We start from the raw sequence: 26,451 nt of genomic DNA on the forward strand, positions 1-26,451 counted from the left end.
GCCCCGCCGGCGCTTGAGGCGCAGGGTCTGGGGCGGAGCCCCGGTCTTTTAGCCTCGCCGGCGTTTGAGGCGCGGGGTCTGGGGCGGAGCCCCGGGAGAAGGGGCCGCGGCCGGGCGGGCTACGCGGCAGACCACGGCAGGGCCGCCCGCAACCCCCCGCCGGCCGCCCTGGCCAAGGCCTCCGCATGCGCGGCCCTCGCATGCGCCAGCACCCCCGCAGCCCCGGCGGCAGCCCCCGCCGCGGGATGCCAGCCCAGCAGGTGCCGCCACACCAGCGGGGTCCCGGCCAGCGGCCGCGTGACCACCCCCGGGGTCGCCGGGAAGGTCGCCCGGCACAGCCCGACCGCCCGCCCGACCTGCACCAGGTGCACGCACGACGCCGTGTCGGTCTCGTAGACGCAGGCGGGCGTGAACCCGGCCCGTACGCAGGCCGCGGCGAAGCAGTCCCCGAAGCACCCGTCGCCCGGTACGTCCGCCCACGCCTCGGCGGCCAGCTCGGCCAGCTCGACCTCCCCGCGCGGGGCGAGGGCCAGCGGATGGTCCTCGGCCAGCATCACGTGCACCGGGTCCCGCGCCACCTCCATCCAGGCGAGGCGCCCCGGCTCGGGCGGGGCGCTCTCCCCGCAGACCCCGACCAGCGCGAAGTCCAGGCGCCCGTCGGCGACGCTCCCGGCGACCTCCCGCTCGGACCAGGAGGTGTACGTGGTCACCGGCACCCCGGGCGCCTCACGGGCGAGCCGGTCCACGAGCCCGCCGAGCAGCGGCCCGTGCGTCCCGCCGAGCCGGTGGCCGTGCGCCGCCCCCTGCCGGGCGAACCGCTGGGCTTCCTCCTGCAGCTCGCACACCGCGGGCAGCAGCACCCGCGCCCGCTCCAGTACGAGCTCCCCGAGCGCGGTGGCCCGTACGCCCTCCCGCCCGCGCACGAACAGCGTCCCGCCCAGCGCCCGCTCGATCCGCTTCAGCTGGGTACTCAGCGCGGGCTGCGCGAGGCCGAGGACGGTGGCGGCCCGGGTCAGACTCCCGGCGTCGGCGACGGCCCTGACGATCTTGAGGTGCCTCAGCTCCAGGTCCATGCGACGAGCTTGGTCCAGACCTGCAGGCGTGCGCTACGGGTCGTGCGCATCCAGAATCGTTAATGCTCGTTAGCCGCCAGGGGGCCGCAACCCTAAGGACAGGTAAATGCACGCACTCGATGTCGACTGGGACCACCCCACGGACCCGCGACCCGGACCACGGCTCGACCACGTCCGCGCCTACGTGACGACCGCGGGCGCCGACGGGCACCTGTGGCACGGCGTTCCCACCCTGCTGCTCACCACGGTGGACCGCGCCACCGGCCGCACCGTCCGCACCCCGCTGATCTACGGCGAGGACGCGGGCCGCTTCATCGTCCTGGCCGCCGGGTACGGGGCGCCGGACCACCCGCACTGGTACCGGAACCTCACGGCCCACCCGGAGGTCCGCCTGCAGGTCGGGGCCGCCACCGTGAAGGCGACGGCGCGCACGGCCACGCCGGAGGAGCGGGAGACGTACTGGGACATGATGACGGCCCTCTGGCCCCCGTTCGAGGACGACCAGAGGGCCGCCCGGCCGCGCGAGATCCCTCTGGTGATCCTGGAGGGGTAGCGCACGTACGGAGCCGGTTTCCGACGGCCCCTAGTTGTATTGCCCCGGGAGGTTGTGGACGGGTGATGCAGGTCTCGGCTGAGGCGTCTTGAACGGGTGAGGGCCTTCCGGGTTCGGTGTGGATTGCGACGTCTACACCGACCAGAAAGGCCCTCGTGCCCCACCGTAATGCACCCCTGACCGAGACCGGACGGCTGCGCCTGGCCCACTGCGTGGTCGTGGACGGCTGGCCGCTGCGGCGGGCCGCCGAGCGTTTCCGGGTCTCGCCGACCACGGCCCAGCGGTGGGCCGACCGCTACCGCGATCACGGCGAGGCGGGCATGCGTGACAGGTCCTCGCGCCCGCATCACAGCCCACGCCGGATCCCGAACCGCACCGAACGCCGGATCATCAAGGTCCGTGTCCTGCGCCGCTGGGGACCGGCCCGCATCGCCCACCTGCTGGATTTGGTGCCCTCGACCGTGCACCGCGTCCTGACCCGCTTCGGGCTGGCCCGCCTGAGCCATCTGGACCGGGCCACCGGCCGTGTCATACGCCGCTACGAACGCGAGAAGCCCGGCGAACTGGTGCACGTGGACATCAAGAAGCTCGGCAACATCCCCGACGGCGGCGGCCACAAGACCCTGGGCCGCCAGGCCGGCCGCAAGAAGCGGCCCCGCCTGGGCTACAGCTACATCCACACCGCCGTCGACGACCACTCCCGCCTCGCCTACAGCGAGATCCTGACCGACGAGAAGAAGGAGACCGCGACCGCCTTCTGGCAGCGGGCACAGGCGTTCTTCACCTCGTGCGGGATCACCGTGGAACGGGTCCTGACCGACAACGGGGCCTGCTACAAATCCCACACCTGGCGCGACGCCCTGGCAGCGGCCGGGATCACCCACAAGCGAACCCGGCCCTACCGGCCCCAGACCAACGGCAAGGTCGAACGCCTCAACCGCACCCTCCTGGAGGAATGGGCCTACGCCCGTCCCTACCAGTGCGAGCAGGAACGACGCGACGCGTTCCCGCAGTGGCTACACACCTACAATCACCACCGCGGACACACCGCGCTCGCAGGCAAACCACCCGCCAGCCGCGTCCCCAACCTCACAGGGCAATACACCTAGGCCGCGGCCTCGAACTTCACCGAGCGCACTTCGAGGTCGTCGCGCGCCGGGTTGCCGTGCGCCCGCAGCCGGTACTCGGAGCCCTTGCAGTTCGCCCCCTTGTAGACGGTCACCGGGGTGTCGGTCCGGTTGTGCGGGCCGTATCCGGGCAGCAACTCGTCGGAGCCGACCGCCCGCAGGTTGATGCACTTGCCGCTGTGCGGGTCGGTCAGCGTGAGGGTCTGCTCCTGCCCCAGGTCGTCGACGTACTTGTAGGGGAAGTGGCCGGTGGCGGCCAGCGCCGATCCGGGCAGCGACAGGGCCAGGGCGAACGCGGCCAGGGCGGCCGCCGCGGCGTTGCGGAGCTTCATGGGGAGGAATCCCTTACGAGGGAGCGGGGGCGTGCGGGCACGACCCTAGGAGGACGGAACGGGACGAATCGATCCTCCAAGATCGCTCGGCGTGGCGCGCCCGCAGCGCACTGCCCTGGCGGGCCCTAGGTGGTCGGTGCGGCCACGGCGCTGTACGTGCGTCCGCCCGCGACGTAGTCGCCCAGCGGGACCATGCCGAAGCCGTCGACGTGCACCTTCCAGGACGGCACGTTGCCGGCTTCGATGAACGCCACCACCGCGTCGGCCCGTTCCGAGGCCGCCGCCACGGCCATGGTGAACAGGGACCGGGCCACGCCCCGCCCCCGGTACGCGGCATCGACCACGACAGGCCCGTAGAGCAGCCACCGCGCCTCGCCGAGCGGGCGCCCGTCCCACTCCAGCGCGTCCTGGGCCCGGAGCAGCCCCGCGACCGCCGGCGGCGGATCGGCCAGGTCCTCGGCGACCGACAGGGCGAGCAGGCCGGCGACCCGGCCCCGGTCGTCCGCGACCAGCAGCTCCCCGGCCCGGGCCATCGCCCGCAGGACGCCGGCGTCGAAGCGGCCCTGCACGAACCCCTGCTCCGTCCGTTGCCGCTCCGTCAGGGCGTCGTGGTGGTTGGCGGCGAAGAGCTCGGCCATGGCGGGCGCGTCGGCCTCGGTGGCGTACCGGTACTCCATGCCGCGATCGTGCCACGCCCACCCCGCCCGGCCCCGTCGCCGACACCGGCTCCTAGGCCGCCCGGTGCAGGGCCCGGGCCCGGGTGAGGTCGACCGCGGCGCCCGTGCCCACGTCCAGGAAGCACGCGGCCTGCCACGCCTGCGTTCCCCGGGCCTGCCGGCTCTCCACCGCGACCCACGGCGGGTACACCCGGAAGGCACGCTTCCCGCCGGACCCGTTCACGGACAGGACGCCGCGCTCCCGGAGCACCTCGCGGGAGAACACGAACTGCCCGAAACCGTCTCCGTCCCTGGCACTGACCACGACGAGGTCGACGGGGTCCCCCACGTCGAACGGCCGGATCGGCCCGGCCTCGGACCGCTTCCACACCGTGACGAACTGCCCGGCCTTAGTCGGGGTCGTCCTGGCCGCGCGGAAGGTCACGCGCAGCCCGTCCAGCGTGAACTCGTACGCCCCGTACTCGGCGCTCTCCGCCTCGGCGACCGGCCGGGAGCACGTGAACCCGCACCGGTCGTAGACCAGCGCCTTCGCCACGAGGAGATCCTCGTGCACCGCACCCGCCCCCGCACCCGCCCACACGCCCGGGTCACCCGTGGTCATAGACGGTCACCTCCACGTCCCGTGCGCACAACTCGTCGGTGATCAGCGGCTCGATGCGCGACCAGGAGCCGCCCGCGAGCCCGCACCCGATGCGCGGCATGTGGACACCGGCACCCAGCTCGACGGCGTGATCGGCCAGCGCGCCGAGGCAGCGCCGAACGGCGTCGTACCGGATCGGCGGCCCCCCGCTCCCGGTGCGCATCCCCCGCTGCCCGACCATGTTGGCCACCCACACATCGGGCTTCACCCGCACCACCTGCACGGCGCCGAGCCCGAAGTCGTTCCCGCTGCGCCCCCGGTGCCAGGCCCGGTACGCCGCCTCGGGCTCGGGCCACCGCTTCGAGACGGCCAGCACGAAGCCCTTCCCCCACCCGCCGAGGTCATTGCAGACATGGGCGATGACTTTGGGCCCCTTGGCCTGGGGACTCGTCGCGTCCCCGGCGATGATCCTGAGCGGCTTCATCTCCCGCACGTTACGCGGGACCACTGACAACGCGGGACGGCCGGACGGAAGCCCCCGCCCGGCCGTCCCGCCACCCCGCCGCCCCTCACAGGTACTCGCGCGCGAATTCCACCGCCCACTCCACCGCCGCCACCGGAATCGCGGCCGACTCCGGGGCGATGGTGATCCGGGCGGACTCCCAGCCCTCGTCGTGTTCGCGGAAGATCGCGAAGTGTCCGTCCTCCGCGGCTCCTTCCGGTCTGACCAGGAACTCGATCGCCCGGTCGTCGCCGTCCGTGCCGACCGTGGTGATCGCCATGTCACCGACTACGAACTCCACTGCTCGCGCCCCTCAGTAGCCGCTGTTCAGGTACACCAGGAAGAGCAGGGCCATGAAGACCGCCCCTGCCGCCATGAGGGCACCCGCCACGGCCACGATCACCGTGCCGATGCGTTCCGTCCCCCGGCGGTAGTCCGCCGGCTTCCACTCGCCCTGGTTCATGCGCCCAGCCTCACCGCACCCGCGCCCCGCCACATGAGTGCGCGTACTCATGCGGCGTACTCAGTCACCCTCGGTTCCCAGCCGTTTCCCGAGGTGACGAGTGCAACATCCCCCACTTCGGCGCGGTCCGCACGCACCCATTCCGCAGGCCGGAACGCGGGCATGGCCCCGGATTCCAAGGGGGGACCACGTCACCACCCACCCATTGCCCGAAATAGGACATTTCGCTCTTCGAGTCTCTCTCCGAAAAGGCGCGTCACGCCTGCTCCCGGGCCCGTAAGCTCCCGTCATGCAGGTGATCCAGTCAACCAAACTCGCCAATGTCTGCTACGAGATCCGCGGGCCCGTGCTCGAAGAGGCCATGCGGCTCGAAGCAGCAGGTCATCGCATCCTCAAGCTCAACACCGGCAACCCCGCGGCCTTCGGCTTCGACTGCCCGCCGGAGATCCTTGAGGACATGCTCCGCAACCTGGGCAACGCCCACGGTTATGGTGACGCGAAGGGGCTGCTCTCCGCGCGCCGCGCGGTCATGCAGCACTACCAGACCAAGGGCATCGACCTGGACGTCGAGGACATCTACCTCGGCAACGGCGTCTCCGAGCTGATCCAGATGTCGATGCAGGCGCTGCTCGACGACGGTGACGAGGTGCTGGTCCCGGCGCCGGACTACCCGCTGTGGACCGCGTCCGTCTCCCTCGCCGGCGGCACGGCCGTGCACTACCGCTGCGACGAGCAGGCCGACTGGATGCCGGACCTCGCCGACATCGAGCGCAAGGTCACCGACCGCACCAAGGCGATCGTGATCATCAACCCGAACAACCCGACCGGCGCGGTCTACGACGAGGAGATGCTGCGCGGGCTGACGGACATCGCCCGCCGCCACAACCTGGTCGTCTGCTCGGACGAGATCTACGACCGGATCCTCTACGACGGCGCCGTGCACCACAACACCGCCGCCATCGCCCCCGACCTGCTGACGCTGACCTTCAACGGGCTCTCGAAGAACTACCGCGTCGCCGGCTACCGGGCCGGCTGGATGGCGGTCTGCGGCCCGAAGAAGCACGCCTCCTGCTACATCGAGGGCCTCACGGTCCTGGCGAACATGCGCCTGTGCGCGAACATGCCCTCGCAGCACGCCGTGGCCACCGCACTCGGCGGCCGGCAGTCGATCGAGGACCTGGTCCTGCCCGGCGGGCGCATCCTGGAACAGCGCAACGTCGCGTACGACATGCTCACCCAGATCCCGGGCGTCACCTGCGTGAAGCCGAAGGGCGCGCTGTACGCCTTCCCGCGGCTGGACCCGTCCGTCTACAAGATCAAGGACGACCGGCAGATGGTCCTCGACCTGCTGCGGGCCGAGAAGATCATGGTCGTGCACGGTACGGGCTTCAACTGGCCCGAGCCCGACCACTTCCGGATCGTGACCCTGCCGAACGCCACGGATCTGGCCGATGCCGTGACGCGGATCGGAAACTTCCTCGACGGCTACAGCCAGTTCTAGCGGCGGACGCGGCGACCAGCGGCAGGATCCAGCTCAACTTTAGAACCAATCCAATGTAGGATGGTCTCCTGACCACGCAGGAGGCCTCCTCATGTACGAGCCGATCCGCACCAAGTCGGTCGTCCACCGCATGGGCGCCGCCCCGTCCGACTACCCGCACAGCAGCCGCGGCGAAGCGCTGGACATCCAGCTCGCCGGCCACCTCGCGGCCCTGCTCGCCGTCACCGACGAGCTCGGGCTCGACGAGGCCGCCGCCGAGATCGCCGTCCAGGTCACCCGGCTGCGCGGGTCCCAGCCCGCGCGTGCGCAGCGGCGCCCCGCCGCGGACGTCGCCGCGCTGCACCAGCGCGCGCACGACCTCGCCGCCCGCGCCCTCCTCGTCGCCGCCTCCCGCGCCGACACCACCGTCGCGATCCTCGCCGCCGAGCGCATGGACGCGCACGCCGCCGCCCTGAAGTCCATGGACTTGGCCGGCGCCCTCTAGACGGCCCCGGTCCGGGGCCGCGGAGGCTCCGGACCGGGTGCCACAGCCCGGTGCCGACCACCCTCGCGCGGCCCGCACCGCGGCTCCTCCCGCGGCCCGCCGCAGGGGCGGGAATTGGACAGAATCCGGTGCTCCGAACACGATGAGGGCTGAAAGTTCGCGGCAGCACGGGGGAGGCCGCTCTCAAAGTCCATCTCCTCCACGCCGCTTCGTCCCCGTTTCAGCAGCCTGGAGAGACTTCACCGATGAGCTTCGGCGACCCGAACAATCCCTACGGCCAGCAGCCCCCGCAGGGCCAGCCCGGCTACCCGCAGCAGGCCCCGCAGGGCGTCCCCCCGCAGTACGGCTACCCGCAGCAGCCCCCGCAGGGCGCGGCTCCGCAGTACGGCTACCCGCAGCAGACGCCTCCGCCGCCGGCCTACGGCTACCCGCAGCAGCCGGGGATGCCGGGCATGCCGGGGATGCCGGGCGCGGGCATGCCGCCGCTGGCCCACTGGGGTCTGCGCGTCGGCGCGTACCTGCTCGACGCGCTGATCATCGCCGGCCCGATGTACGCGGTGATCGGCATCGGCGCGGCCATCGCCGGCGGCGACTCCGACTCCGCGGCGGCCGGTGTGCTCAGCCTCGTCGGCTTCCTGTACGCCATCGGCATGGGCCTCTTCCAGCTCCACAAGGAGGGCACCACCGGCCAGACGACCGGCAAGAAGGTCGTCGGGATCAGCCTGCACAAGGAGGCCGACGGCGCGACCCTCGGCTTCGGCATGGCCTTCGTGCGCAAGCTGGCGCACATGCTGGACGGCATCCCCTGCTACATCGGCTGGCTGTGGCCGCTGTGGGACGCCAAGAAGCAGACCTTCGCCGACAAGGTGTGCGGCACCGTCGTCGTCAAGGTCAAGTGACCCCTTGAGCGCGCACACCGGCCCGCGCCGCCCGGCGCGGGCCGGTGACGCACGCCGGTGACGCACGCCGGTGACGCACGCCGGTGACCAACGCGGCGGCCAACGCAGGTGTCGCGCGCCGGTGAACGCGGGCCGATCGCGGCGCCGTCAGGGCGTGTCACGGCCCGTCAGGCGTGTCGGGCGTGTCGGGCGTCCGCTCGAACTCGGCGCCCGCGACCCCGCACCACGGCACCGTCGCCACCGGCCACACCGGGCCGACCGCCTCCCCGTGCTCGGTCGCGCCCGGGGCCACGCCCGGGATCCTCAGCAGCGCCTGGGCGGCCCGGCGCTCCGGGTCCGGTTCGGCACCGTCGCGGAACTCCACCGTGACGACGTACGCGCCGGCGCCCTCGGCCCGTCCCGCCGCCTCCACCGCGGCCACCACCCGCCGGCTCGCCGGATCGATTCGGCACCCGGTGACCCGTACGTCCTCCAGGGCCGCCCGGGGCGGCGCCCCGGGGGGTTCGCCGCCGCTCGCCCACACGTACAGACCCAGCGGGGCGAACACCAGCAGCCCGGCCAGCGTCACCAGGCCGACCAGCCAGCCCTGCCACTTCAACGCGCTCACGCCCATGCCCCGATCCTCCCGGGCCACTGCCCCGCCCACCAGCACCCACGGGCCCACACAGCATTTCGAAGTGGGACCGCCTGGACACCTGACGTTCATTCAACTCATCGCGGAATGTGGGTTTCCGCGAGCACGCTGCACCCGTGAGACGCATCCTAGGAATCGTCCTGGGCCTCCTCCTGATCGGCGGCGTGCTCTACGTCGTCGCCTTCCGGGGGCAGGATCACCCAGAAACCACGGCAACGAAGACCGTGCGTGGCGTCATCGGCTCGGAGAAGTCCGAATTCTTCCGCGACCCCGACGTCGTCAAGGCCCTCGGCGCCAAGGGCTACACCGTGAAGACGGAGACCTCGGGCTCCTGGGCGATGGACCAGCTCGCCCTCAAGGAGTTCGACTTCGCCTTCCCCAGCAGCAGTGAACCCGCCAAGGAGGTCGCGGCCGCCGCCGGGGTCAAGGGCGCCCAGGAGACCAAGCCCTTCTACTCCCCGCTCGTGGTCATCGCCCGCGCCAACGCCGCCAAGGTGCTGGCCGACAACGGCCTCGCCAAGATGACCGGCAAGAACCTCGGGACCCTGCTCATGGGCCCCTTCCTCAAGGCCGCCGCCGAGGACCGCACGTGGCAGCAGCTGCCCGGCTCCTCCGCCCACACCGAGCTGACCGGCACGCTGTTCATCAAGACCACCGACCCGGCCTCCTCCAACTCCGGCGCCCTCTTCCTCGCGGCCGCCTCCAACGTCGCGAACGCCAACAGCGTGGTCGCCGACGACGCCGGGATCGAGCGCACCGCACCGCTGATGCGCAAGCTGATCTCCGTCCAGGGCGCCCTCGAACAGAGCACCGACGACCCGTTCCGGGCCTTCATCAGCGGCAGCGGCGAACCGCTGATCCTGGTGTACGAGTCCCAGGTGGCCTCCCTGTTGCTCCAGCACCAGGACCCCGGCGACATGGTCGTGCTCTACCCGGACACCACCGTCAACACGGCGCACACCTTCGTCCCGCTCACCGAGCAGGCGAAGGAGCTGGGCACGCTCCTCGCCACCGATCCGAGGCTGCGCGAGCTGGCCGTGCAACGCGGGTTCCGCCCGCAGGACGGCGTGCCCGAGTTCACCGCCGCGACCGCACCGCACGCCGGCTACCTCAACCCTGGGCTGACCGGGATCCGCCAGGTCGGCACACCCACCGTCAAGATCCTCATGGCGCTCGCCCAGCGCGCCAAGGGTTAGGGGCCCACACCATGACACTGACACCTCCCGAGGACGGCACCTTCGTCCTCAGCGCGCCCGAGCCGGTCCCGCCCGTCCGCCGCGAGCAGGCCGCCGGGCTGGTCCCGCTGCAGGACGGCGTACGCGACGAGATGGCCCGCCGGGCCGGTGAGTACGTCGGCTCGCTCGCCGGGATCGACACCCGCTCCCCCGAGTTCGCGCACCGCATCGGCGAGATCGCAGGGCTCGGCGCGGCCGACATGCGCAGCGCCGCCCAGCAGTCCAACCGGATGCTGGAGCGGGCCGTACGGTCCCTCGGCGCGGACGGCGGCGGCGACGCCCAGGCCCGCGTCTCCGGCTCCCTCGTCGAACTGCGCCGCACCGTCGAGGACCTCGACCCGCGGGACACCCCCGGCAAGGGGCTCGGCAAGCTGCTGGCGAAGCTGCCGGGCGGCAACAGGTTCCGTGACCACGTGGCCAAGTACGCCTCCTCGCAAGCCACCCTCAACAAGATCGTGGGCTCGTTGCGCAGCGGCCAGGACGAGCTGCGCCGCGACAACGCGGCCCTGCACACCGAGCGGGCCCGCCTGTGGGAGAGCATGGGCAAGCTCCAGGAGTACGCCGTCCTCACCGAGGCCCTGGACGGGGCCGTCGAGCAGCGGATCGCCGAGGCGGAGCACACCGACCCGCAGGCGGCCGACGCACTGCGCGCGGACGTGCTCTTCCCGGTCCGGCAGAAGCACCAGGACCTGTTGACGCAGCTGGCCGTCTGCGCGCAGGGCTACCTGGCGATGGACGTGGTCCGGCGCAACAACGACGAGCTGATCAAGGGCGTGGACCGGGCCGCCACCACCACCGTCTCGGCGCTGCGGATCGCGGTCATGCTGGCCGCGGCCCTCGACAACCAGCGCAAGGTGATCGAGCAGGTCAACGCCCTGAAGGGGACCACCGAGGAGCTGATCCGGGGCAACGCGGAGATGCTGTCCACGCAGAGCGGCGAGATCCAGCGGATCGCGGCCGATCCGGCGGTGGGCGCGGAGACGCTGCGGACGGCCTTCGCCCAGATCTACAAGACGCTCGACGCGATCGACACCTTCAAGGTGCAGGCCACGCAGAACATGGCCGCGACCGTGGAGTCCCTGGCCGGGGAGCTGCAGACCGCCTCGGCGTACCTGGCCCGTACCCGCACCGCCAGTGCGCTCGAAGGCGGTGCCCGGTGAGGCGGGGCTGGATCAGCGCGCTGATCGCACTCGCCGCGCTCGCCACGGCGACGGGCTGCACCTCCGAGGGTCCGGCCGGGCCCGCGGAGTCGAAGTACCAGGAGGGCCACCTGCGGGTGCTGGCCTCCAGTGAGCTCTCCGACATGGAGACCGTGCTGAAGGCCGCGAAGGCGGCCACCGGGGTCACGGTCGACCTGACCGCGTCCGGGACCCTCGACGCGGTCGAGCAGATCGCCTCGGGGAAGGCCGACGGGAAGTACGACGCGATCTGGCTGTCCTCCAACGACTACCTGCGGCTGCGGCCCGAGGCCGCCGGGAAGCTGTCCAGCGAGACCCCGGTGATGTCCTCGCCGGTGGCCATCGGCGTGAAGCCGGAGGCGCTGGCCCGGCTGGGCTGGAAGCCCGGCGAGGTGACCTGGTCGGCGGTGCACGAGGCGGTGGCCGGCGGGAAGCTGACGTACGGGATGACGGACCCGGTGCGCTCCAACTCCGGTTTCTCCGCCCTGGTCTCGGTGGCGTCGGGGCTGTCGGGCGCGCAGGCGGCGCTGAGCGACGCCGACGTGAAGACGGCCCAGCCCAAGCTGAAGGAGTTCTTCGCCGGGCAGAAGCTGACCTCGGGTTCCTCCGGCTGGCTGGCGACCGCGTACGGCAAGCGCGGTGACGTGGACGCGCTGGTGAACTACGAGTCGGTGCTGCTGTCCATGAACCGGGACGCGAAGGACGTGAAGGCGCCGCTGACGGTGATCCGGCCGCGCGACGGCGTGGTCACCGCGCACTACCCGCTGACCCTGCTGACCTCGGCCCCGGAAGGGGCCCGCGATGCGGGGCGGGCGCTGACGGACTACCTGCGCGGCCCCGAGGCGCAGAAGGCGATCACCGAGCAGACCTTCCGCCGGCCGGTCGCGGCCGGGGTGACGCCGGCCGCCGGGCTGGACCCGGAGAAGCGGCACGAGCTGCCCTTCCCCGGCTCGCGTTCGGTCGCGGACGGGCTGCTGGCCTCGTACGAGAACGAGCTGCGCCGGCCCTCGCGGACGGTGTACGTGCTGGACACCTCGGGTTCGATGAGCGAGGAGGACCGCATCGGGCGGCTGAAGTCGGCGCTCACCGATCTGACGGGCAGCGGGACTTCGGGCACGGGACAGCGGTTCCGGGACCGCGAGGAGGTGACGCTGCTGCCCTTCGGGTCCAAGGTGAAGAAGGTGCGCACGCACGTCGTCGAGCCCGGCAATCCGGGGCCGGCCCTGGACGCGATCCGCGGCGACGTGAAGTCGCTGGAGCCGGAGGGGGGTACGGCGGTCTACGGCAGCCTGGAGGCGGCCTACCAGCACCTCGGCAAGGGCGGCGCGGACGCGTTCACCTCGATCGTGCTGATGACGGACGGGGAGAACACCGAGGGCGTCGGGGCCAAGCACTTCGACTCCTTCTACGCGGCCCTGCCCGAGGCGCAGAAGCAGACGCCGGTCTTCGCGGTGCTGTTCGGGGACTCGGACCGCAAGGAGCTCACCCACATCACCGAACTGACCGGCGGGCGGCTCTTCGACGCCACCGGCGTGGGGGTCCCCCCAGCGGTAGCTGGGGGAGGTTCGCTGGCCGGCGCCTTCGAGGAGATCCGTGGCTACCAGTAGGGTCGGCGGCCGGCTGCTCGGCTACCTGGAGTCGAAGAAGAACCTGGCCGGCTCCGCCTGCGGGGTGGCCGGCCTGGGCCTCACCCTGGCCGGGGTGGCGGGCGCGTACTGGCCGGTGGTGGTCGCCGGGCTGTACGGCGCGGGCGCGCTGATCGCCCCGCCGGAGCGGGTGGCGCCGCCGCACCACCCGGAGCCCGCCGAGCAACTCGGCCTCGTACGGGAGGACTTCGGGCGGCTGCGCGGGTACCTGGCGGAGGTGGAGCTGCCGCCGGCCGCCGGGGACAAGCTCGCCGAGCTCCTGGAGTTCTACGAGGCCCTGCTCGATCCGGGGTGGGTGGCGGAGGTCCTGGCCGCCGATCCGGAGTCGGTGCACACGGTGTCCCGGGCGGTCCGGCAGGACGTGCCGGAGTGCGTGGACACCTACAACCGGACCCGCTGGTGGGCGCGGCTCGCGCCGGGCGGCGAGTCCCCGGAGCAGCAGCTGGAGCGGCAGCTGGCGGCGCTGTTCGAGGAGGCGGAGCGCGTGACGGCGACCCTCCGCGAGGCGGAGGCCCTGCGCCAGCAGACGCATACGACCTATCTGGAGGACCGGGGCCGGTCCTGAGGCGGCTGCCCGGAGGGCTCGGGGCGCAGCTGCGGGACGGCGGAGGGGGACGCGGGAAGGCGCCCGGCGGGAGATCCCGCCGGGCGCCCTCTCGTCTACCGGCCCGGGTGTTCGTGCACCCGGGCCGGTCGTGCGGTGGGAACCGCTTGGTCGGGGGCTCCCACAGCGGTGGGCGCCGCTTGGTCGGGGGCTCCCACGTTCATTGGCCCGTTATCGGGCTCGGGCTCAGCCCAGGCGCTCGACGAGCGCGTGGTACTGGTCCCACAGTTCCTTCGGCGTGTGGTCGCCGTAGGTGTTCAGGTGCTCGGGGACCAGGGCGGCCTCCTCGCGCCAGACCTCCTTGTCGACCGTGAGGAGGAAGTCGAGGTCCGCGGCCGGGAGGTCCAGGCCGTCGAGGTCGAGGGAGTCCTTGGTCGGCAGGATGCCGATGGGGGTCTCGACGCCCTCGGCGGTGCCGTCGAGGCGCTCGACGATCCACTTCAGGACGCGGCTGTTCTCGCCGAAGCCGGGCCACACGAACTTGCCCGCGTCGTTCTTGCGGAACCAGTTCACGTAGTAGATCTTCGGGAGCTTCGCCTGGTCCTTGTCCGCGGCGACCTTGACCCAGTGGGCCATGTAGTCGCCCATGTTGTAGCCGCAGAACGGCAGCATGGCGAAGGGGTCGCGGCGCAGCTCGCCGACCTTGCCCTCGGCGGCGGCGGTCTTCTCGGAGGCGATGTTCGAGCCGATGAAGACGCCGTGGTTCCAGTCGAAGGACTCGGTGACCAGCGGCACGGCGGAGGCGCGGCGGCCGCCGAAGAGGATCGCGGAGATCGGGACGCCCTTGGGGTCCTCCCACTCGGGGGCGATCGTCGGGCACTGGGAGGCCGGGACGGCGAAGCGGGCGTTGGGGTGGGCGGCCGGGGTCTCCGAGTCCGGAGTCCAGTCGTTGCCCTTCCAGTCGATGAGGTGCTTGGGCGCCTCTTCGGTCATGCCCTCCCACCACACGTCGCCGTCGTCGGTGAGCGCGACGTTGGTGAAGACGGTGTTCGCGTACATGGTCTTCATGGCGTTGGCGTTGGTGTGCTCGCCGGTGCCGGGCGCGACGCCGAAGAAGCCGGCCTCGGGGTTGATCGCGTAGAGGCGACCGTCCTCGCCGAAGCGCATCCAGGCGATGTCGTCGCCGATGGTCTCGACGGTCCAGCCGGAGATCGTGGGCTCCAGCATGGCCAGGTTGGTCTTGCCGCAGGCGGACGGGAACGCCGCCGCGACGTACTTCGCCTCACCCTGCGGCGGGGTGAGCTTGAGGATCAGCATGTGCTCGGCGAGCCAGCCCTCGTCGCGGGCCATGACGGACGCGATGCGCAGGGCGTAGCACTTCTTGCCGAGCAGGGCGTTGCCGCCGTAGCCGGATCCGTAGGACCAGATCTCGCGGGACTCCGGGAAGTGCGAGATGTACTTGGTGGTGTTGCACGGCCACGGCACGTCCTCCTGGCCCTCGGCGAGCGGAGCGCCGAGGGTGTGGACGGCCTTGACGAAGAACCCGTCGGTGCCGAGCTCGTCCAGGACGGGCTTGCCCATGCGGGTCATGGTGCGCATGGCGACGGCGACGTAGGCGGAGTCGGTGATCTCGACGCCGATCGCGGAGAGCTCGGAGCCGAGGGGGCCCATGCAGAACGGGACGACGTACATCGTCCGGCCCTTCATGGAGCCGCGGAAGATGCCCTGCTCCCCCGCGAAGCCCCTTCCTTCCCCAGTAAAGAGGGCCTTCATCTCGGAAGGAGCCTTCCAGTGGTTGGTCGGGCCCGCGTCCTCCTCCTTCTCGGAGCAGATGAAGGTCCGGTCCTCGACGCGCGCGACGTCGGAGGGGTCGGAGGCGGCGTAGTACGAGTTCGGGCGCTTCGTCTCATCGAGCTTCTTGAACGTGCCCCTGGCGACGAGCTCCTCGCACAGGCGCTCGTACTCGCCCTCGGAGCCGTCGCACCAGACGACGCGGTCCGGCTGGGTGAGGGCTGCGATCTCGTCCACCCAGGAGATCAGCGCCGCGTGATCAGTGGGAAGAGTCGGACTGGAAGTGGGAGCCGCGTTGTCGCGCGCCACGATTGCTCCTTGTTGAGGGGTGTGTTTGGTGTTTGCCCCGTGGGGGCTGCGACCCGGATGCTTCGCGCTCCGCTCATCCGGTGCCGACCGCACTCATCTGATCATCCGGTGGATGTGCGCATATGTCCAGAGGGCCTCTCACGTGAGCATTGCCACGTCCGTCAATCTTCCGTAAAGACGACTGACGGAAAGCTACGGACCCGTAGGTAGCATGGCGCCCATGACTTCTGACCCCGCCGCCGTCCCGGCCGAGGCCACCCCGGTAGTCGAGGCCCTGGAGGCGGCCGAGACCGCCCTGGAGGAAAAGCCGCTGCTGCGCGGCTGGCTGCACCTCGGGATGTTCCCCGCCGTGGTCGTCGCCGGCCTGGTGCTTATGGCCTTCACCGACTCGACCCGGGCCCGGGTGGCCTGCGGGGTCTACATCCTCACGGCGTGCCTGCTCTTCGGGGTGAGCGCCGTCTACCACCGGGGCACCTGGGGGCCGCGCGGCGAGGCCATCCTGCGCCGGCTCGACCACGCCAACATCTTCCTGATCATCGCGGGTACCTACACACCGCTGACCGTCCTGCTGCTCCCGCCCTCCACCGGGCGGACCCTGCTGTGGGCGGTGTGGATCGCGGCCGCCGCCGGCATCGCCTTCCGCGTCTTCTGGGTCGGCGCCCCGCGCTGGCTCTACACCCCGTGCTACATCGCCATGGGCTGGGCCGCGGTCTTCTTCCTGCCCGACTTCATGCGCACCGGCGGCATCGCCGTCCTGGTCCTGGTGATCGTCGGCGGCCTCCTCTACAGCGTGGGCGGGGTCATCTACGGCATGAAGCGGCCCAACCCCTCCCCCCGCTTCTTCGGCTTCCACGAGGTCTTCCACTCCCTGACCCTGGCCGCCTTCGTCGCCCACTACGTCGGCATCTCGCTGGCGGCGTACCAGCACTGAGCCCGGGGAAGGGGCCCGGCCGCGGGCGTGCGGCCGGCCCCTTCCCGTCGGGTTCAGCAGGCGTAGCCGTCGCGGTCGGGATCGAGGCGCAGCGGGTCGCTGCCGTTGACCTTCAGCCGCTTCGGGTACCGGTGCGAGGCCAGCCAGTCACAGCGGGCCTTCGCCGTCTCCTTCACCTCGGCCGGGAAGCGGGTCGGCACGCACACGTTGACCGTCCCGTAGTGCCGGTCGCAGCCGGCCACGCTGGGCGGGACCGGTACGGAGTCCCGCTCGGCCGGGTTCTGCTTGGCGGGCCCCAGCTTGTCCGCGAAGGAGTGCTCGTGCGCGGACGGCTGCTCCTGGGCGGCCGCCAGGGCCGACGGACCGCCCAGGTGCACCCAGGTCGCGATCGACGGGACGCCGTTCGCGTCGACCGCGAAGAGCATGTACCAGCCGGGCGGGGCCAGGTTGGGGTTGCTCGTCACGTTGAGGTCGATGTTGTTCCCGTCGACGGTCATCGGCAGGTCCACGAACCGCTGGTTCGGGTCCGAGGAGTGGGTGACCGCCGCCGGACGGATCAGCTCCGCCTTGGCGATCGGGCGGTTGACGGTGATCCGCTGCCTGTCCCCGTACACCCACTGCGTGTCGATCACCGAGGTGATCTGCGGGCGCGCGCCCTTGAAGAGGTAGGGCGGGGTGTAGACCGACACGTTGTGGTTGTAGGTGCCGTTGCCCGGGTTGTCGCCGACCGACATGACCCGGCCGTCCGGCATCAGGAAGGACGCCGAGTGGTAGGTCCGCGGGATCGGGTCGGTGGCCAGGCCCGGCTGGTAGGTGTTGGTCGTCGGGTCGAAGAAGGACGCCTCGAAGACCGGGTCGGCCCGGTCGTGCAGCCCGCCGCCGGTCTCCAGCACCTTGCCGTCCGGCAGCAGCACCGCCGACACGTACATCTTGCCCTCGGCCCCGGTCTGCGGCCGCTTGCCCGCGCCCGTGTCGACCAGCCCCTGCGGGAGGTCCGGGCCGGCCGTGTAGCCGGGGCCCGGCTTCTTCAGGTCGATGATGTCGGTGATCCGGTTCGCGGCCGGGTTGGTCTCGTTGTTGCCGCCGCCGATGGTGAGGACCCGCTGGTCCTGCGCCGGGGGCAGCAGCACGCTCGCCGACTCGTCGCGCTGGTCCTTGTTCCGCAGGCCCGGCACGTCGGTGATGGTGTTGGCGCCGTAGTCGTAGATCGAGGCGCCGGTGCCCGGGGTGCCGTTGCCGAAGGTGTGGCTGCCCGAGTAGAAGAGCCGGCCGTCCTGCATGAGGATCATCGACGGGTACAGGCCCCAGTACGACCAGGTCTGGTTGACCTCGTTCATCGGCAGCCACTTGTTCTGCGCCGCCGAGAACCTCTCGGCGGTCACGTTGCCCGTGGAGTCCTCCTTCAGGCCGCCGAAGGAGATCACGTCACCGTTGCCGAGGACCGTCGCCGACGGGTACCAGTGCCCGCCGTTCATGTCGTTCGTCTTCGTGTAGGACTCGGTCGCCGGGTCGAAGACGTAGCTGTCCTTCAGCCCCTGGTAGCCGATCGTGCCGTCGGCCGACGGGTACCCCTTGTTGCCGCTCATCACCAGCACCCGGCCGTCCGCCAGCTGCACGTGACCCGCGCAGAACATGTCCACCGGCGTCGGAACCGTCTTGAAGGTGCCGTTCGCCGGGTTGTAGACGGCCGAGGTGAAGGTGCCCGCGTTGAACTGGGCGATGTCGTTGCCCGAGCCGGCGATCAGCAGCACCTTGCCTCCCCCAGACTCCGTCTGGGAGGTGCCCCCATTCAGCACGACGGCGTGCATCGAACGCACCGGGTTCTTGGCCGGGATCACCTCCCACTTGCCCTTGGCGCACTCCTCCGCCGTACCCGAGCAGGCCGGTTGCGGCGGCACCGCACCCACCTCCTCCAGCGCGTAGTCGTCGGTGGTGAGCGTGCCCACCCCGTAGACCGACAGGCCCCATGCGATCTTGTCGGTGTGGGGCGGCACGGCCGGTGTACGGACCTCCGTGCGCGCCCAGGCGGCACTGACGGGCGGATTCTGCAGGTCGGTCCAGTACTGCCAGCCCGCCGTCGTGTCACGGCGGAACACCGTCACCGACACGTCCGGGGTGTCCGACTTGTACCAGGCTGACAGGTCGTACTGCTTCCCCGGCGTGACGGTCGGGGCGCAGGTGCTGTTCTCGGTGACCAGGGCCTTGCGGTCGCCCTCCACGCGGCGCGTGAGGGAGACCTTCATCGCCTTGGTGCCGGTGTGCGCCTCGGCCACGGTGGCGAAGGAGAAGTCGTTGTCGCCCCAGCCGGACTTGGACCAGCAGGACGGCATGTCGGCGCCGGCCGGACCGGCCGTCTCGAAGCCTGGATTGGAGAGCAGATTGGGCGGACCGGCCGTGGCCTGCTGCGGTGCGGTGAGCAGCAGGCCCGCGGTCATCGCCCCGACGGCGAGCAGGGCGGCCCGCCGCCCGGCCCTCCGCCGGATCGTCAGACGCATGGAAAGGATCCCTTCTGTGCGGCTCAACTCCTGGAGTGGCGGCCCGCCTTGAGCGGGGCGCCCGGGGTGCGCGACCGGCCCGGCGTGCGCCGGCCGCGCGACTTGCGCGACCTGCGCGACCTGCGCGGCAGATAGACGAGGGCCTCGGTGGCCGCGAAGCGCAGCACGAAGGTGGTGACCAGCGCGAGAGCGGTGGCGGGCAGCACCTCCATGCCGAACCTCGCGACGAACACCGCGATCAACGGGATGCGCAGCAGCAGATCGGCATTGGCCAGCAGGGCGAAACGCCCGACCCGGTCCGCCCAGTGGCGGTGCCGGCGGCGGTCACGGAAGAGCAGGGTCTCGATGAGGAGGAAGTTCCACAGGACCCCCGCCTGGTTGGCGACGATCTCGGCGGGGAGGTAGTGCATCCCGGCGCGGGTGAGCAGCCACAGCGCGCCCAGGTTCGGGACGAAACCGGAGAGCCCGATCAGCCCGAAACCGATCATGCGGGCCAGCGGGGTCGCGGAGCGCAGCGAGGCGAGGTGGGCGAGGAAGCGCATGCCCTCGCGCGCGGTCGACTTGGACTCCCCCGAGAAGCGGTCCTGGAAGACGAACGGCACCTCGGCGACCTTGCCCGGGCGGCAGCGCACCGCCAGCTCCAGCAGGATCTTGTAGCCGAGCGGCTTCAGCGCGTCCGCCGTGACGGCCGAGCGGCGCATCGCGAAGAAGCCGCTCATCGGGTCGCTGATCCCGCGCAGCGCCCGCGGGAAGAGCCCCTTGGTCAGCCAGGTCGCGCCGCGGGAGACGGCGATGCGGTAGCTCCCGGCGAGTCCGGCCCGGCTGCCGCCGCTGATGTAGCGGGAGGCGACCACCAGGTCGGCGCCGGTGCGCTCGCCCTCGCCGACGAGCTCGGGCACCAGGTGGGGCGGGTGCTGGAGATCGGCGTCCATGACGACGATCCAGTCGGTGTCCGCCCACCCTTCGCCCATCGCCAGCACCCCTTCGACGACGGCTCCGCCGAGACCGCCCTCGGCCACCTCCCGGTGCAGGACCGACACCGGGAAGGGGTGGTCGGCGGCGGCCTTCTCGATCGCGGCGGGGGTGTCGTCCGTGGAGTCGTCCACGAACAGCACCGCGCAGGACAGGTGGCCGGGGAGCGCGTCACCGAGCCGGCGCAGCAACTCGGCCACGTTCCCGGACTCGTTGAAGGTCGGGATGATGAGGGTGACGCTGCCGGTCAGGGCCTGCGGAGCGGCGAGCTCCGCATCGATCGGGGCATGGAGGGACCACAGGTCCTCGCTCATGGTGACTCAGCTCCCACTCGTGCGGTCGGTCCGGCGGATCTCGATGCGGTCCTCGCCCGACCCGAAGACGGCCACCACGCTCGAATGCTCCAGCGCGGCCTTCACGGTGGGCAGGTCCACCGCGTCGCGGCGCACCGTGGGCGAGGAGACCACGTAGTCGATGTCCTGCCAGCCGCGCGGCAGGGTCTTGGTGACGGCGGGGTCGAGGTCGGCCTTGTAGAACCAGATGGCGCCCGGACCCGGCTCGAAGCCGTGGTGCACGGCGTCCAGCCAGAGCGCGTCGTCGAGCAGCACCCGGGTCCGCGCCGGATCCTCGACCTCGCTGCCGAGCCAGGCCGCGGCCTGCCAGTACGGGGCGTTCGCGTCGACCGTGAGCGCCGTGCGGTTGCCGTCGTACCAGCGCGGCAGCACGTACACCGCGGCGGACACGGCGAGTACGCCGAGCACCGCCCGGCGCGCCCACACCTGTGCCCTGCGCTCCCCCGGGCCGCGGCGGCGGCGCAGCACGGCGTGCGTGATGCTCGCCGCGCCCCCGGCGAGGACGAGGGCGAGGAACGGCAGCGCCTGGATCACGTACATCGCCGGGAGGTAGCCGGAGGGCCGCATCGCGACGGCGGCGAGGATGACGGCGGCGAGCGCGGGGCCGGCGAGCGCGCGGGCGGTGACCGACCAGCGCAGGGTCGCCAGCAGCAGGACGGCGCCGGCCAGCCCGCCGAGGGGCAGGACGGTGTCGTAGTACAGCCAGGACCGCAGCACGCCGTTCGAGCCGGTGCCGGCGTCGAGGACGAAGCCGGAACCGGGGCGGCTCATCTGGTAGGTGATGCCGTCGATCAGCGAGACGTGCCCGGAGCCGGGCAGCAGTTCGCTGTTGAGGAGGGCGTACAGCGGGTACGAGAGCCCGATCAGCGCGCAGGCGGTGACGGCTCCGGTGACGGCGAACTTGCGGGTGTCACGGTGGCTGTGCCGCCACATCGTCACCAGCAGCGCCGGGAGCACCACCAGCATCGTTTCCTTGGTCAGGACGGCGGTGGCGGCCGCCAGCCCGGACCCGAAGTGGTGCCACAGGTGCCGGCTCGGTGACGCGGCGAGGCAGAAGGCCAGCAGCATCCACATCACGGCGAGGTTGTCGAGGAAGATCTCGCGCTGGAGGACGACGGCGAGCGGGGACAGCCCGAAGAGCGCCATCGCGAGCCCGGCCGCCCAGCGCGGCAGCCACAGCCGGCGCGCGAGGACGTACATCAGCACGGAACTGACGGCGGAGACGGCGAGCATCGAGAACCGCATCGGCGCGACGGTCATCCAGTCGGGCACGAAGAGGGACGGCAGGTACGTCAGGCCCGCGACCTGGATCCAGCCGAGCGGCGGATGGTCGTACCAGTACGTGTAGTGGGCGAGGCCGTCGCCCTGCTGGACGGCCCACGCCTGGGCGAGGTAGGTGCCCTCGTCGTCGCTCAGCGTCGGGAAGTTGGTGATGTTCCAGCCCTGGACCAGCAGGATCACGAGCAGCAGCGCCCCGCACAGCAGCAGGTCGGGGCGGGAGGAGCGGAACCGCACGAGCGGCCGGACGGGAGCGGCGGGGCGGACGCCGAGTCCCCCGACGGGGCTGCGCTGGGCGGGGACGGTGGGGGTCTCGGTCTCGGGCTTGGGATCAGTGGCCGTGGGCAGGGTGGCGGTCACTGGTGGCTGTCCTCTCGGATCGCGGCGGAAGCGGAGGCGGAGGCGGAGACTGCGGCGGGGATGGCGGCGGTCGCGGCGGTCGCGGCCGTCAGGTGGGCGCCGGTGTGGCTCGTCAGTTCCCACTCGTTGCGGCCGCGCTGCTCGCGCCAGACGGCGCGGATCGCGGCGCCCGCGAGCATCACCTGGTAGAAGGGGCCGCCGACGACGAGCTTGAGGTAGTGCACGAAGCGGACGCGCAGGCCGTACTGCCGGCCGAAGTCGTGCAGGCCGACGATCTCGAACACGAAGGTCACCATCGCCGTGATCATGGGGAGGAAGGTGATGATCGCGATGCCGACCGGTACGTCGAGGAAGACCGCGACGGCGAAGTTGAGCGGGATGATCACACCGGACGCGGCCTGCATGAAGGGCGTCATCAGCGTGTAGCGGGCGAGCCAGCGCTGGCCGCGCCCGGGCAGCTGCTGCCAGTCCTTCTTGCGGTAGACCTGGAGGAATCCCTGGTTCCAGCGGGTGCGCTGCTTGAGCAGGCTGATCAGCGAGCCGGGCGTCTCCTCGCGGGTCACCATGTCGGAGTCGTACGCGACGACCACCTTCTTGCCGACCGACGACAGCCGCACCCCGAGGTCGCAGTCCTCGGCGAGGCAGTTCTGGTCCCAGCCGCCGGCCTCGCGCAGCACCTCGGTGCGGACGAAGACGGTGTTGCCGCCGAGCGGGATGAAGCCCTTCTCGGCGTGCAGGTGCAGCCGGGAGCGGAACCAGAAGAAGTACTCCAGGCAGTTGCGCAGGCTGTACCAGCTGGAGTGGAAGTTGATGAGCTGGACCCCGCCCTGGACCACGTCGGCGCCGGTGGAGCGGAAGGCGTGGTCGACGTGGGCGAGCAGCTCGGGGTGGACCTGGTCCTCGGCGTCGAAGACCCCGACGATGTCACCGCGGCAGGACGGCAGGGCGGTGTTGAGGGCCTTCGGCTTGTTCTTCGTCTCGTGGCGGTCGACGACGACCCGGACGCGGGCCGGCGCGCGGGCGGCGGCCCGTTCGGCGACGGCGGCGGTCTCGGGGTCGTCGTGCCCGACGATCACGATGATCTCGTAGTCGGTGTGGCTCGACTCCAGGAGCCGGTCGATGGTGTGTTCCAGGACCGCCTGCTCGTGGCGGGCGGGCAGCAGCAGGGAGAAGGCCAGGCGGCCCTCCCCGTCGGGACGGTCGAAGCGGGTGGAGGCGAGTACCTCGGGGGTCCGCCACGCGTGCATCTGCCACCAGAGCGTGAAAGCGGCCATCCAGAAGAGCGCCAGCGAAATGACAACAATGAACACAGATGTGTACAAAATGTCCCCCACAGACCCGCCGCCCCCCGGCGGCGATCAGCAAACCCCCCGGGAGCGCACGGCGGGCCCCCCGGCCCGCTGCTCCCGCTTCCCCCTTGCGCGCACCCCCAGTGCGCCATTCCGGTGACTCCCGAAACAGTGACTCACCAACGACATGAGACTAGGCAGTGAACATGACATTCAGCCGCAGCACAGATAAATAGCGCGTTTCTGGACTGGTGTACGACAACCGGAATTGACGGTACTCCGACCGGATCAGGGACGAAGCGTGCCCAACTGCTCCGCCAGCTCGACCGGATCCGTCGTAGGCCGCGCGCAGACGAAATGTCGACAGACATACGCCGTCGGAAGGTCGCGTACGAGTGTGCGCTCGGCAAGAAGGGGGAACTCACCGCCGCTGCCGTCCGCCGCACGCGGCAGACCCGCCGCCACCACCGCACCAGGAGCCGTCCCCAGCAACGCCGTCCGGTGCAGTACCGCGAGCAACGGATCCTCCGGATGCCCGACGACCGCCACCTCGCGCGGCCCGTCCAGCAGCGCCTCGGCGACCGACAGCCCGTGCCCGATGAAACGCGGCACGCGCGGACCGAGCGCGTGCACCACCCCGAGCGCCCGCTCGGCCGCCGTCCGGTGGGCCTCCGACCCGGTGTGCGCGGCGTACGACAGCAGCGCGCCCGCGGCCGCCGTCCACCCGGACGGGGCGGCCGTGTCGGTCGGGTCCTGCGGCCGGCGGATGAGCCGCTCCGCATCGTGCGCCGTGTCGTACAACGACCCGTCCTCGGCGGTGAACTGGTCCAGGACCAGATCGAGGAGGAACCCGGCGAATTCCAGCCAGACGCCCTCGCCCGTCACGGACGCCAGCGCGAGGAAGCCCTCCGCAACGTCGCCGTAGTCCTCCAGCACCCCCGCGTTCGGGCCGACGTGACCGTCCTTGCTGGTCCGGGCGAGCCGGGCCTTGCCGTCCATGTGCACGCGCACCAGCAGATCGGCGGCCTCGGTCGCCCGCTCCACCAGGTCCGGCCGCTCGAAGTACGCCCCGCACTCGGCGAGCGCGGCGATCGCCAGCCCGTTCCAGGCGGCGACGATCTTGTCGTCGCGGCCGGGCGCGGGCCGCCCGCCCCGCTCGGCCAGCAGCCGCTCCTTGATGCCGGCGAGCCTGCCCGCCTCCACCACGGGCCCGTCCTGCGGCAGCTGCAGCACGGATTTCCCGTGCTCGAAGGTCCCCTCCTCCGTCACCCCGAAGTAGGCGGCGGCCAGTTCGCCGTCCGCCTCACCGAGCACCTCCCGCAGCTGGGCGGCGGTCCAGGCGTAGTACGCGCCCTCCACGTGCGCGCCGCTGACCGGGTCCTCACTGTCGGCGTCCAGCGCGGAGGCGAAGCCACCCTGGTCGGTGCGCAGTTCCCGGACCAGGAAGTCGGCGGTCTCCAGCGCGACCCGGCGGGCGAGGTCCGACCCGGTGGCCCGCCACAGGTGAGCGTAGACCCGGCAGAGCAGCGCGTTGTCGTAGAGCATCTTCTCGAAGTGCGGCACGACCCACTCCCGGTCCACGGAGTACCGCGCGAACCCGCCGCCGAGCTGGTCATAGATGCCGCCCCGGGCCATGGCCTCGCACGTATCGGCGGCCATCTGCAGCGCACCCTCGGACCCGGTGCGGGCGTGGTGGCGCAGCAGGAACTCCAGCACCATGGACGGCGGGAACTTCGGCGCGCCGCCGAATCCGCCGCGCACGGCGTCGTACTCCCGCGTCAGCCCGAGCAGCGCCTGCGCGAGCTCCTCGGGCCCGGGGGCGCCGGCCTTCCCGTAGTCCAACTGCCGCCCGGCCAGGTCCCGTACGATCCGCTGCGCGACCTCGGCAACCTCCTCGGGCCGCCCCACCCAGGCGGTCCGCACGCCTTCGAGGACCTGCATGAAGGAGGGCATCCCGTGCCGGGGCTCGGGCGGGAAGTAGGTCCCGAAGTAGAACGGCTCGGCGTCCGGGGTGAGGAAGACGGTCATGGGCCACCCACCCTGCCCGGTGGCGGCCTGCACGGCTTCCATGTAGACGGCGTCGACGTCGGGGCGCTCCTCGCGGTCCACCTTGATGTTGACGAAGTGCTCGTTCATGTACGCGGCGGTTAGTTCATCAGTAAAGCTTTCGGCTTCGAACACGTGGCACCAGTGGCAGCTCGAATAGCCGACGCTGAGATGCACGGGCAGACCCCGCTCCCGCGCCTCGGCGAAGGCCTCGGGCGACCACGGCCACCAGTCGACGGGGTTGTCGGCGTGCTGGAGCAGGTACGGCGAGGTCTCGTTCGCGAGGCGATTCGGCATGATCCCATCCTGCCGCACGGGATCGGATCACCGCCGCAGGAACGGAGCCAGGTCGCGGGTCCAGGCGTCGCGGGCCTTGGTCCAGGTGGCTGCGCACGCCGCGCGGGACGGGGTGGCGAGGGACGGGTGGCGGGTGGGGGCCTCGGCTTGGACGGCGCAGCGGTGGGCTTCCGCGCGGGCGGCGGGCGGGGCGTGTTCGTCCTCGGCGGCCTCGAGGCCCTCGAGGTCCATCGGGACCTCCGGGTCCGGCACGGGGTCGGCGGCCGCCGCGAGGTCGTAGGCGCGGGCGGCGGTCAGGAGGGTCTCCTCGCCCTCCGGGTGACCGCGCAGCAGCATCAGCCGGGCGAAGTCGTCGGCGGCGTCCTCCTCGGCGCGGGCCCCCTTGTCCGGGAGGTCCAGCGCGTCCACGAGGGCGTGGCCGGCCTCGTGGTAGAGCGTCTCCCGTACGACCTCGGCGAGTTGCTCGTCGGAGGTGTGGGAGCCCGCCTGCTCGAACAGCGCGCGCTCCTCGGCCAGGTCGTCGTAGCAGAGCTCGATGCGCGGTTCGGCGGGGTCGTAGCCGGTGCCCTCGCCGGAGCAGGAGCGGGCGACGACGGTGATCCCGTACGGGAGGGCGAGGTAGCCGTTGAGGTCGGCGAGTACGAGGTCGGCGACGGCCCGGTTCCGCAGGAAGCGGTACCCGGCCCGGTCGGCGGCCGCCGGTTTCTCGTAGCGGAGTGCGAAACCGTCCGCCGGCGCCGGCTCCTGCGGCGCGCATCCGGCCGTCACCGGCACCAGCGCGGCCGCGCACAGCGCCAGGGTCCTCCACCGTAGGGTCATCGGGCCAGCGTACGGGCCCCGCGCCGGCCGCCCGAGCCTTCTCAAGGTCCGTCAATTACGGTCCCGTTCACTCCGGTTAGCTC

General features: G+C 71.6%; 25 protein-coding genes. 10 read left to right on the top strand and 15 right to left on the bottom strand.

Annotated features, from left to right (window positions below; translation table 11 throughout):
• Nucleotides 1-119 precede the first annotated feature (119 nt).
• A complete protein-coding gene (locus tag RIU97_RS15115; RefSeq protein ID WP_404957053.1) occupies nucleotides 120-1,073 on the bottom strand; it encodes a LysR family transcriptional regulator in 954 nt (317 codons plus the stop codon).
• A gap of 106 nt (nucleotides 1,074-1,179) precedes the next feature.
• Between RIU97_RS15115 and RIU97_RS15120 the strand changes: the two genes are divergently transcribed.
• Both RIU97_RS15120 and RIU97_RS15125 read left to right on the top strand, forming a co-directional pair.
• Entirely contained in the window at nucleotides 1,180-1,626 is a 447-nt protein-coding gene (locus RIU97_RS15120; protein ID WP_404957056.1) for a nitroreductase/quinone reductase family protein, read from the top strand.
• Nucleotides 1,627-1,781: 155 nt separating this feature from the next.
• Entirely contained in the window at nucleotides 1,782-2,735 is a 954-nt protein-coding gene (locus RIU97_RS15125; protein WP_404954917.1) for an IS481 family transposase, read from the top strand.
• Here the strand turns inward: RIU97_RS15125 and RIU97_RS15130 are convergent.
• The 6 genes from RIU97_RS15130 to RIU97_RS15155 form a co-directional block, all read right to left on the bottom strand.
• Nucleotides 2,732-3,085, bottom strand: a complete 354-nt coding sequence (locus RIU97_RS15130; protein WP_404957058.1) for a hypothetical protein — start codon at nucleotides 3,083-3,085, stop codon at nucleotides 2,732-2,734. The genes RIU97_RS15125 and RIU97_RS15130 overlap by 4 nt on opposite strands.
• A gap of 125 nt (nucleotides 3,086-3,210) precedes the next feature.
• Nucleotides 3,211-3,762, bottom strand: coding sequence for a GNAT family N-acetyltransferase (locus RIU97_RS15135; RefSeq protein WP_404957060.1), 552 nt, complete (start codon nucleotides 3,760-3,762; stop codon nucleotides 3,211-3,213).
• A 52-nt stretch (nucleotides 3,763-3,814) separates the two neighbouring features.
• Nucleotides 3,815-4,363 carry a MepB family protein gene (locus RIU97_RS15140; RefSeq protein WP_404957062.1) on the bottom strand — a complete coding sequence of 183 codons (549 nt, stop codon included), beginning with the start codon at nucleotides 4,361-4,363 and terminating at the stop codon, nucleotides 3,815-3,817.
• Nucleotides 4,350-4,826 carry a macro domain-containing protein gene (locus RIU97_RS15145; RefSeq protein WP_404957064.1) on the bottom strand — a complete coding sequence of 159 codons (477 nt, stop codon included), beginning with the start codon at nucleotides 4,824-4,826 and terminating at the stop codon, nucleotides 4,350-4,352. The genes RIU97_RS15140 and RIU97_RS15145 overlap by 14 nt, the downstream gene beginning before the upstream one ends.
• An 85-nt stretch (nucleotides 4,827-4,911) precedes the next feature.
• Nucleotides 4,912-5,145 carry a hypothetical protein gene (locus RIU97_RS15150; RefSeq protein ID WP_404957066.1) on the bottom strand — a complete coding sequence of 78 codons (234 nt, stop codon included), beginning with the start codon at nucleotides 5,143-5,145 and terminating at the stop codon, nucleotides 4,912-4,914.
• A 12-nt stretch (nucleotides 5,146-5,157) separates the two neighbouring features.
• Complete coding sequence (locus RIU97_RS15155) at nucleotides 5,158-5,307, bottom strand: hypothetical protein (protein WP_404957068.1); 150 nt, start codon at nucleotides 5,305-5,307, stop codon at nucleotides 5,158-5,160.
• Between the two features lie 289 nt (nucleotides 5,308-5,596).
• On the opposite strand from RIU97_RS15155, the gene RIU97_RS15160 reads away from it, so the two are divergent.
• From RIU97_RS15160 to RIU97_RS15170, 3 genes are all read left to right on the top strand, one after another.
• Nucleotides 5,597-6,808 carry a pyridoxal phosphate-dependent aminotransferase gene (locus RIU97_RS15160; RefSeq protein ID WP_404957071.1) on the top strand — a complete coding sequence of 404 codons (1,212 nt, stop codon included), beginning with the start codon at nucleotides 5,597-5,599 and terminating at the stop codon, nucleotides 6,806-6,808.
• Nucleotides 6,809-6,899: 91 nt separating this feature from the next.
• Nucleotides 6,900-7,292, top strand: coding sequence for a hypothetical protein (locus RIU97_RS15165; protein ID WP_404957073.1), 393 nt, complete (start codon nucleotides 6,900-6,902; stop codon nucleotides 7,290-7,292).
• Between the two features lie 245 nt (nucleotides 7,293-7,537).
• Nucleotides 7,538-8,191 (top strand): RDD family protein, encoded by a 654-nt coding sequence (locus tag RIU97_RS15170; RefSeq protein WP_404957075.1) that lies wholly within the window; start codon nucleotides 7,538-7,540, stop codon nucleotides 8,189-8,191.
• Nucleotides 8,192-8,348: 157 nt separating this feature from the next.
• Here RIU97_RS15170 and RIU97_RS15175 read toward each other — a convergent pair whose 3' ends face one another.
• Nucleotides 8,349-8,798 carry a hypothetical protein gene (locus RIU97_RS15175; protein ID WP_404957077.1) on the bottom strand — a complete coding sequence of 150 codons (450 nt, stop codon included), beginning with the start codon at nucleotides 8,796-8,798 and terminating at the stop codon, nucleotides 8,349-8,351.
• Nucleotides 8,799-8,941: 143 nt separating this feature from the next.
• On the opposite strand from RIU97_RS15175, the gene RIU97_RS15180 reads away from it, so the two are divergent.
• The 4 genes from RIU97_RS15180 to RIU97_RS15195 are packed head-to-tail and all read left to right on the top strand — an operon-like array spanning nucleotide 8,942 to nucleotide 13,449.
• Nucleotides 8,942-10,021 carry a hypothetical protein gene (locus tag RIU97_RS15180; RefSeq protein WP_404957079.1) on the top strand — a complete coding sequence of 360 codons (1,080 nt, stop codon included), beginning with the start codon at nucleotides 8,942-8,944 and terminating at the stop codon, nucleotides 10,019-10,021.
• An 11-nt stretch (nucleotides 10,022-10,032) separates the two neighbouring features.
• Nucleotides 10,033-11,220, top strand: coding sequence for a toxic anion resistance protein (locus RIU97_RS15185; RefSeq protein ID WP_404957081.1), 1,188 nt, complete (start codon nucleotides 10,033-10,035; stop codon nucleotides 11,218-11,220).
• Nucleotides 11,217-12,845 carry a substrate-binding and vWA domain-containing protein gene (locus tag RIU97_RS15190; RefSeq protein ID WP_404957083.1) on the top strand — a complete coding sequence of 543 codons (1,629 nt, stop codon included), beginning with the start codon at nucleotides 11,217-11,219 and terminating at the stop codon, nucleotides 12,843-12,845. Before RIU97_RS15185 ends, RIU97_RS15190 begins: the two co-directional genes overlap by 4 nt.
• Nucleotides 12,832-13,449 (top strand): hypothetical protein, encoded by a 618-nt coding sequence (locus RIU97_RS15195; RefSeq protein ID WP_404957085.1) that lies wholly within the window; start codon nucleotides 12,832-12,834, stop codon nucleotides 13,447-13,449. The genes RIU97_RS15190 and RIU97_RS15195 overlap by 14 nt, the downstream gene beginning before the upstream one ends.
• A gap of 225 nt (nucleotides 13,450-13,674) precedes the next feature.
• Here the strand turns inward: RIU97_RS15195 and RIU97_RS15200 are convergent, their stop codons facing one another.
• A complete protein-coding gene (locus RIU97_RS15200) occupies nucleotides 13,675-15,528 on the bottom strand; it encodes a phosphoenolpyruvate carboxykinase (GTP) (RefSeq protein ID WP_404957087.1) in 1,854 nt (617 codons plus the stop codon).
• 220 nt (nucleotides 15,529-15,748) lie between these two features.
• Here RIU97_RS15200 and RIU97_RS15205 point away from each other — a divergent pair, with 220 nt between their 5' ends.
• Nucleotides 15,749-16,459 (top strand): hemolysin III family protein, encoded by a 711-nt coding sequence (locus RIU97_RS15205; protein WP_404957089.1) that lies wholly within the window; start codon nucleotides 15,749-15,751, stop codon nucleotides 16,457-16,459.
• 53 nt (nucleotides 16,460-16,512) lie between these two features.
• Here the strand turns inward: RIU97_RS15205 and RIU97_RS15210 are convergent, their stop codons facing one another.
• The 6 genes from RIU97_RS15210 to RIU97_RS15235 all read right to left on the bottom strand — a co-directional run bounded on the left by RIU97_RS15210 (nucleotide 16,513) and on the right by RIU97_RS15235 (nucleotide 26,368).
• Nucleotides 16,513-18,954 carry a galactose oxidase-like domain-containing protein gene (locus RIU97_RS15210; RefSeq protein ID WP_404957091.1) on the bottom strand — a complete coding sequence of 814 codons (2,442 nt, stop codon included), beginning with the start codon at nucleotides 18,952-18,954 and terminating at the stop codon, nucleotides 16,513-16,515.
• Nucleotides 18,955-18,977: 23 nt separating this feature from the next.
• Entirely contained in the window at nucleotides 18,978-20,240 is a 1,263-nt protein-coding gene (locus RIU97_RS15215; protein ID WP_404957093.1) for a glycosyltransferase, read from the bottom strand.
• 6 nt (nucleotides 20,241-20,246) lie between these two features.
• Nucleotides 20,247-21,917, bottom strand: coding sequence for an ArnT family glycosyltransferase (locus tag RIU97_RS15220; RefSeq protein WP_404957095.1), 1,671 nt, complete (start codon nucleotides 21,915-21,917; stop codon nucleotides 20,247-20,249).
• The gene (locus tag RIU97_RS15225; RefSeq protein WP_404957097.1) at nucleotides 21,914-23,239 is read right to left on the bottom strand and encodes a glycosyltransferase; all 1,326 of its coding nucleotides are present in this window, start codon (nucleotides 23,237-23,239) and stop codon (nucleotides 21,914-21,916) included. Before RIU97_RS15225 ends, RIU97_RS15220 begins: the two co-directional genes overlap by 4 nt.
• A 255-nt stretch (nucleotides 23,240-23,494) precedes the next feature.
• The gene (locus RIU97_RS15230) at nucleotides 23,495-25,549 is read right to left on the bottom strand and encodes a thioredoxin domain-containing protein (protein WP_404957099.1); all 2,055 of its coding nucleotides are present in this window, start codon (nucleotides 25,547-25,549) and stop codon (nucleotides 23,495-23,497) included.
• 27 nt (nucleotides 25,550-25,576) lie between these two features.
• A complete protein-coding gene (locus RIU97_RS15235) occupies nucleotides 25,577-26,368 on the bottom strand; it encodes a DUF4344 domain-containing metallopeptidase (RefSeq protein ID WP_404957101.1) in 792 nt (263 codons plus the stop codon).
• Between the last annotated feature and the right edge of the window lie 83 nt (nucleotides 26,369-26,451).

The organism is Streptomyces sp. 147326 (genome assembly GCF_045000215.1).
Taxonomy (GTDB): Bacteria; Actinomycetota; Actinomycetes; order Streptomycetales; family Streptomycetaceae; genus Streptomyces.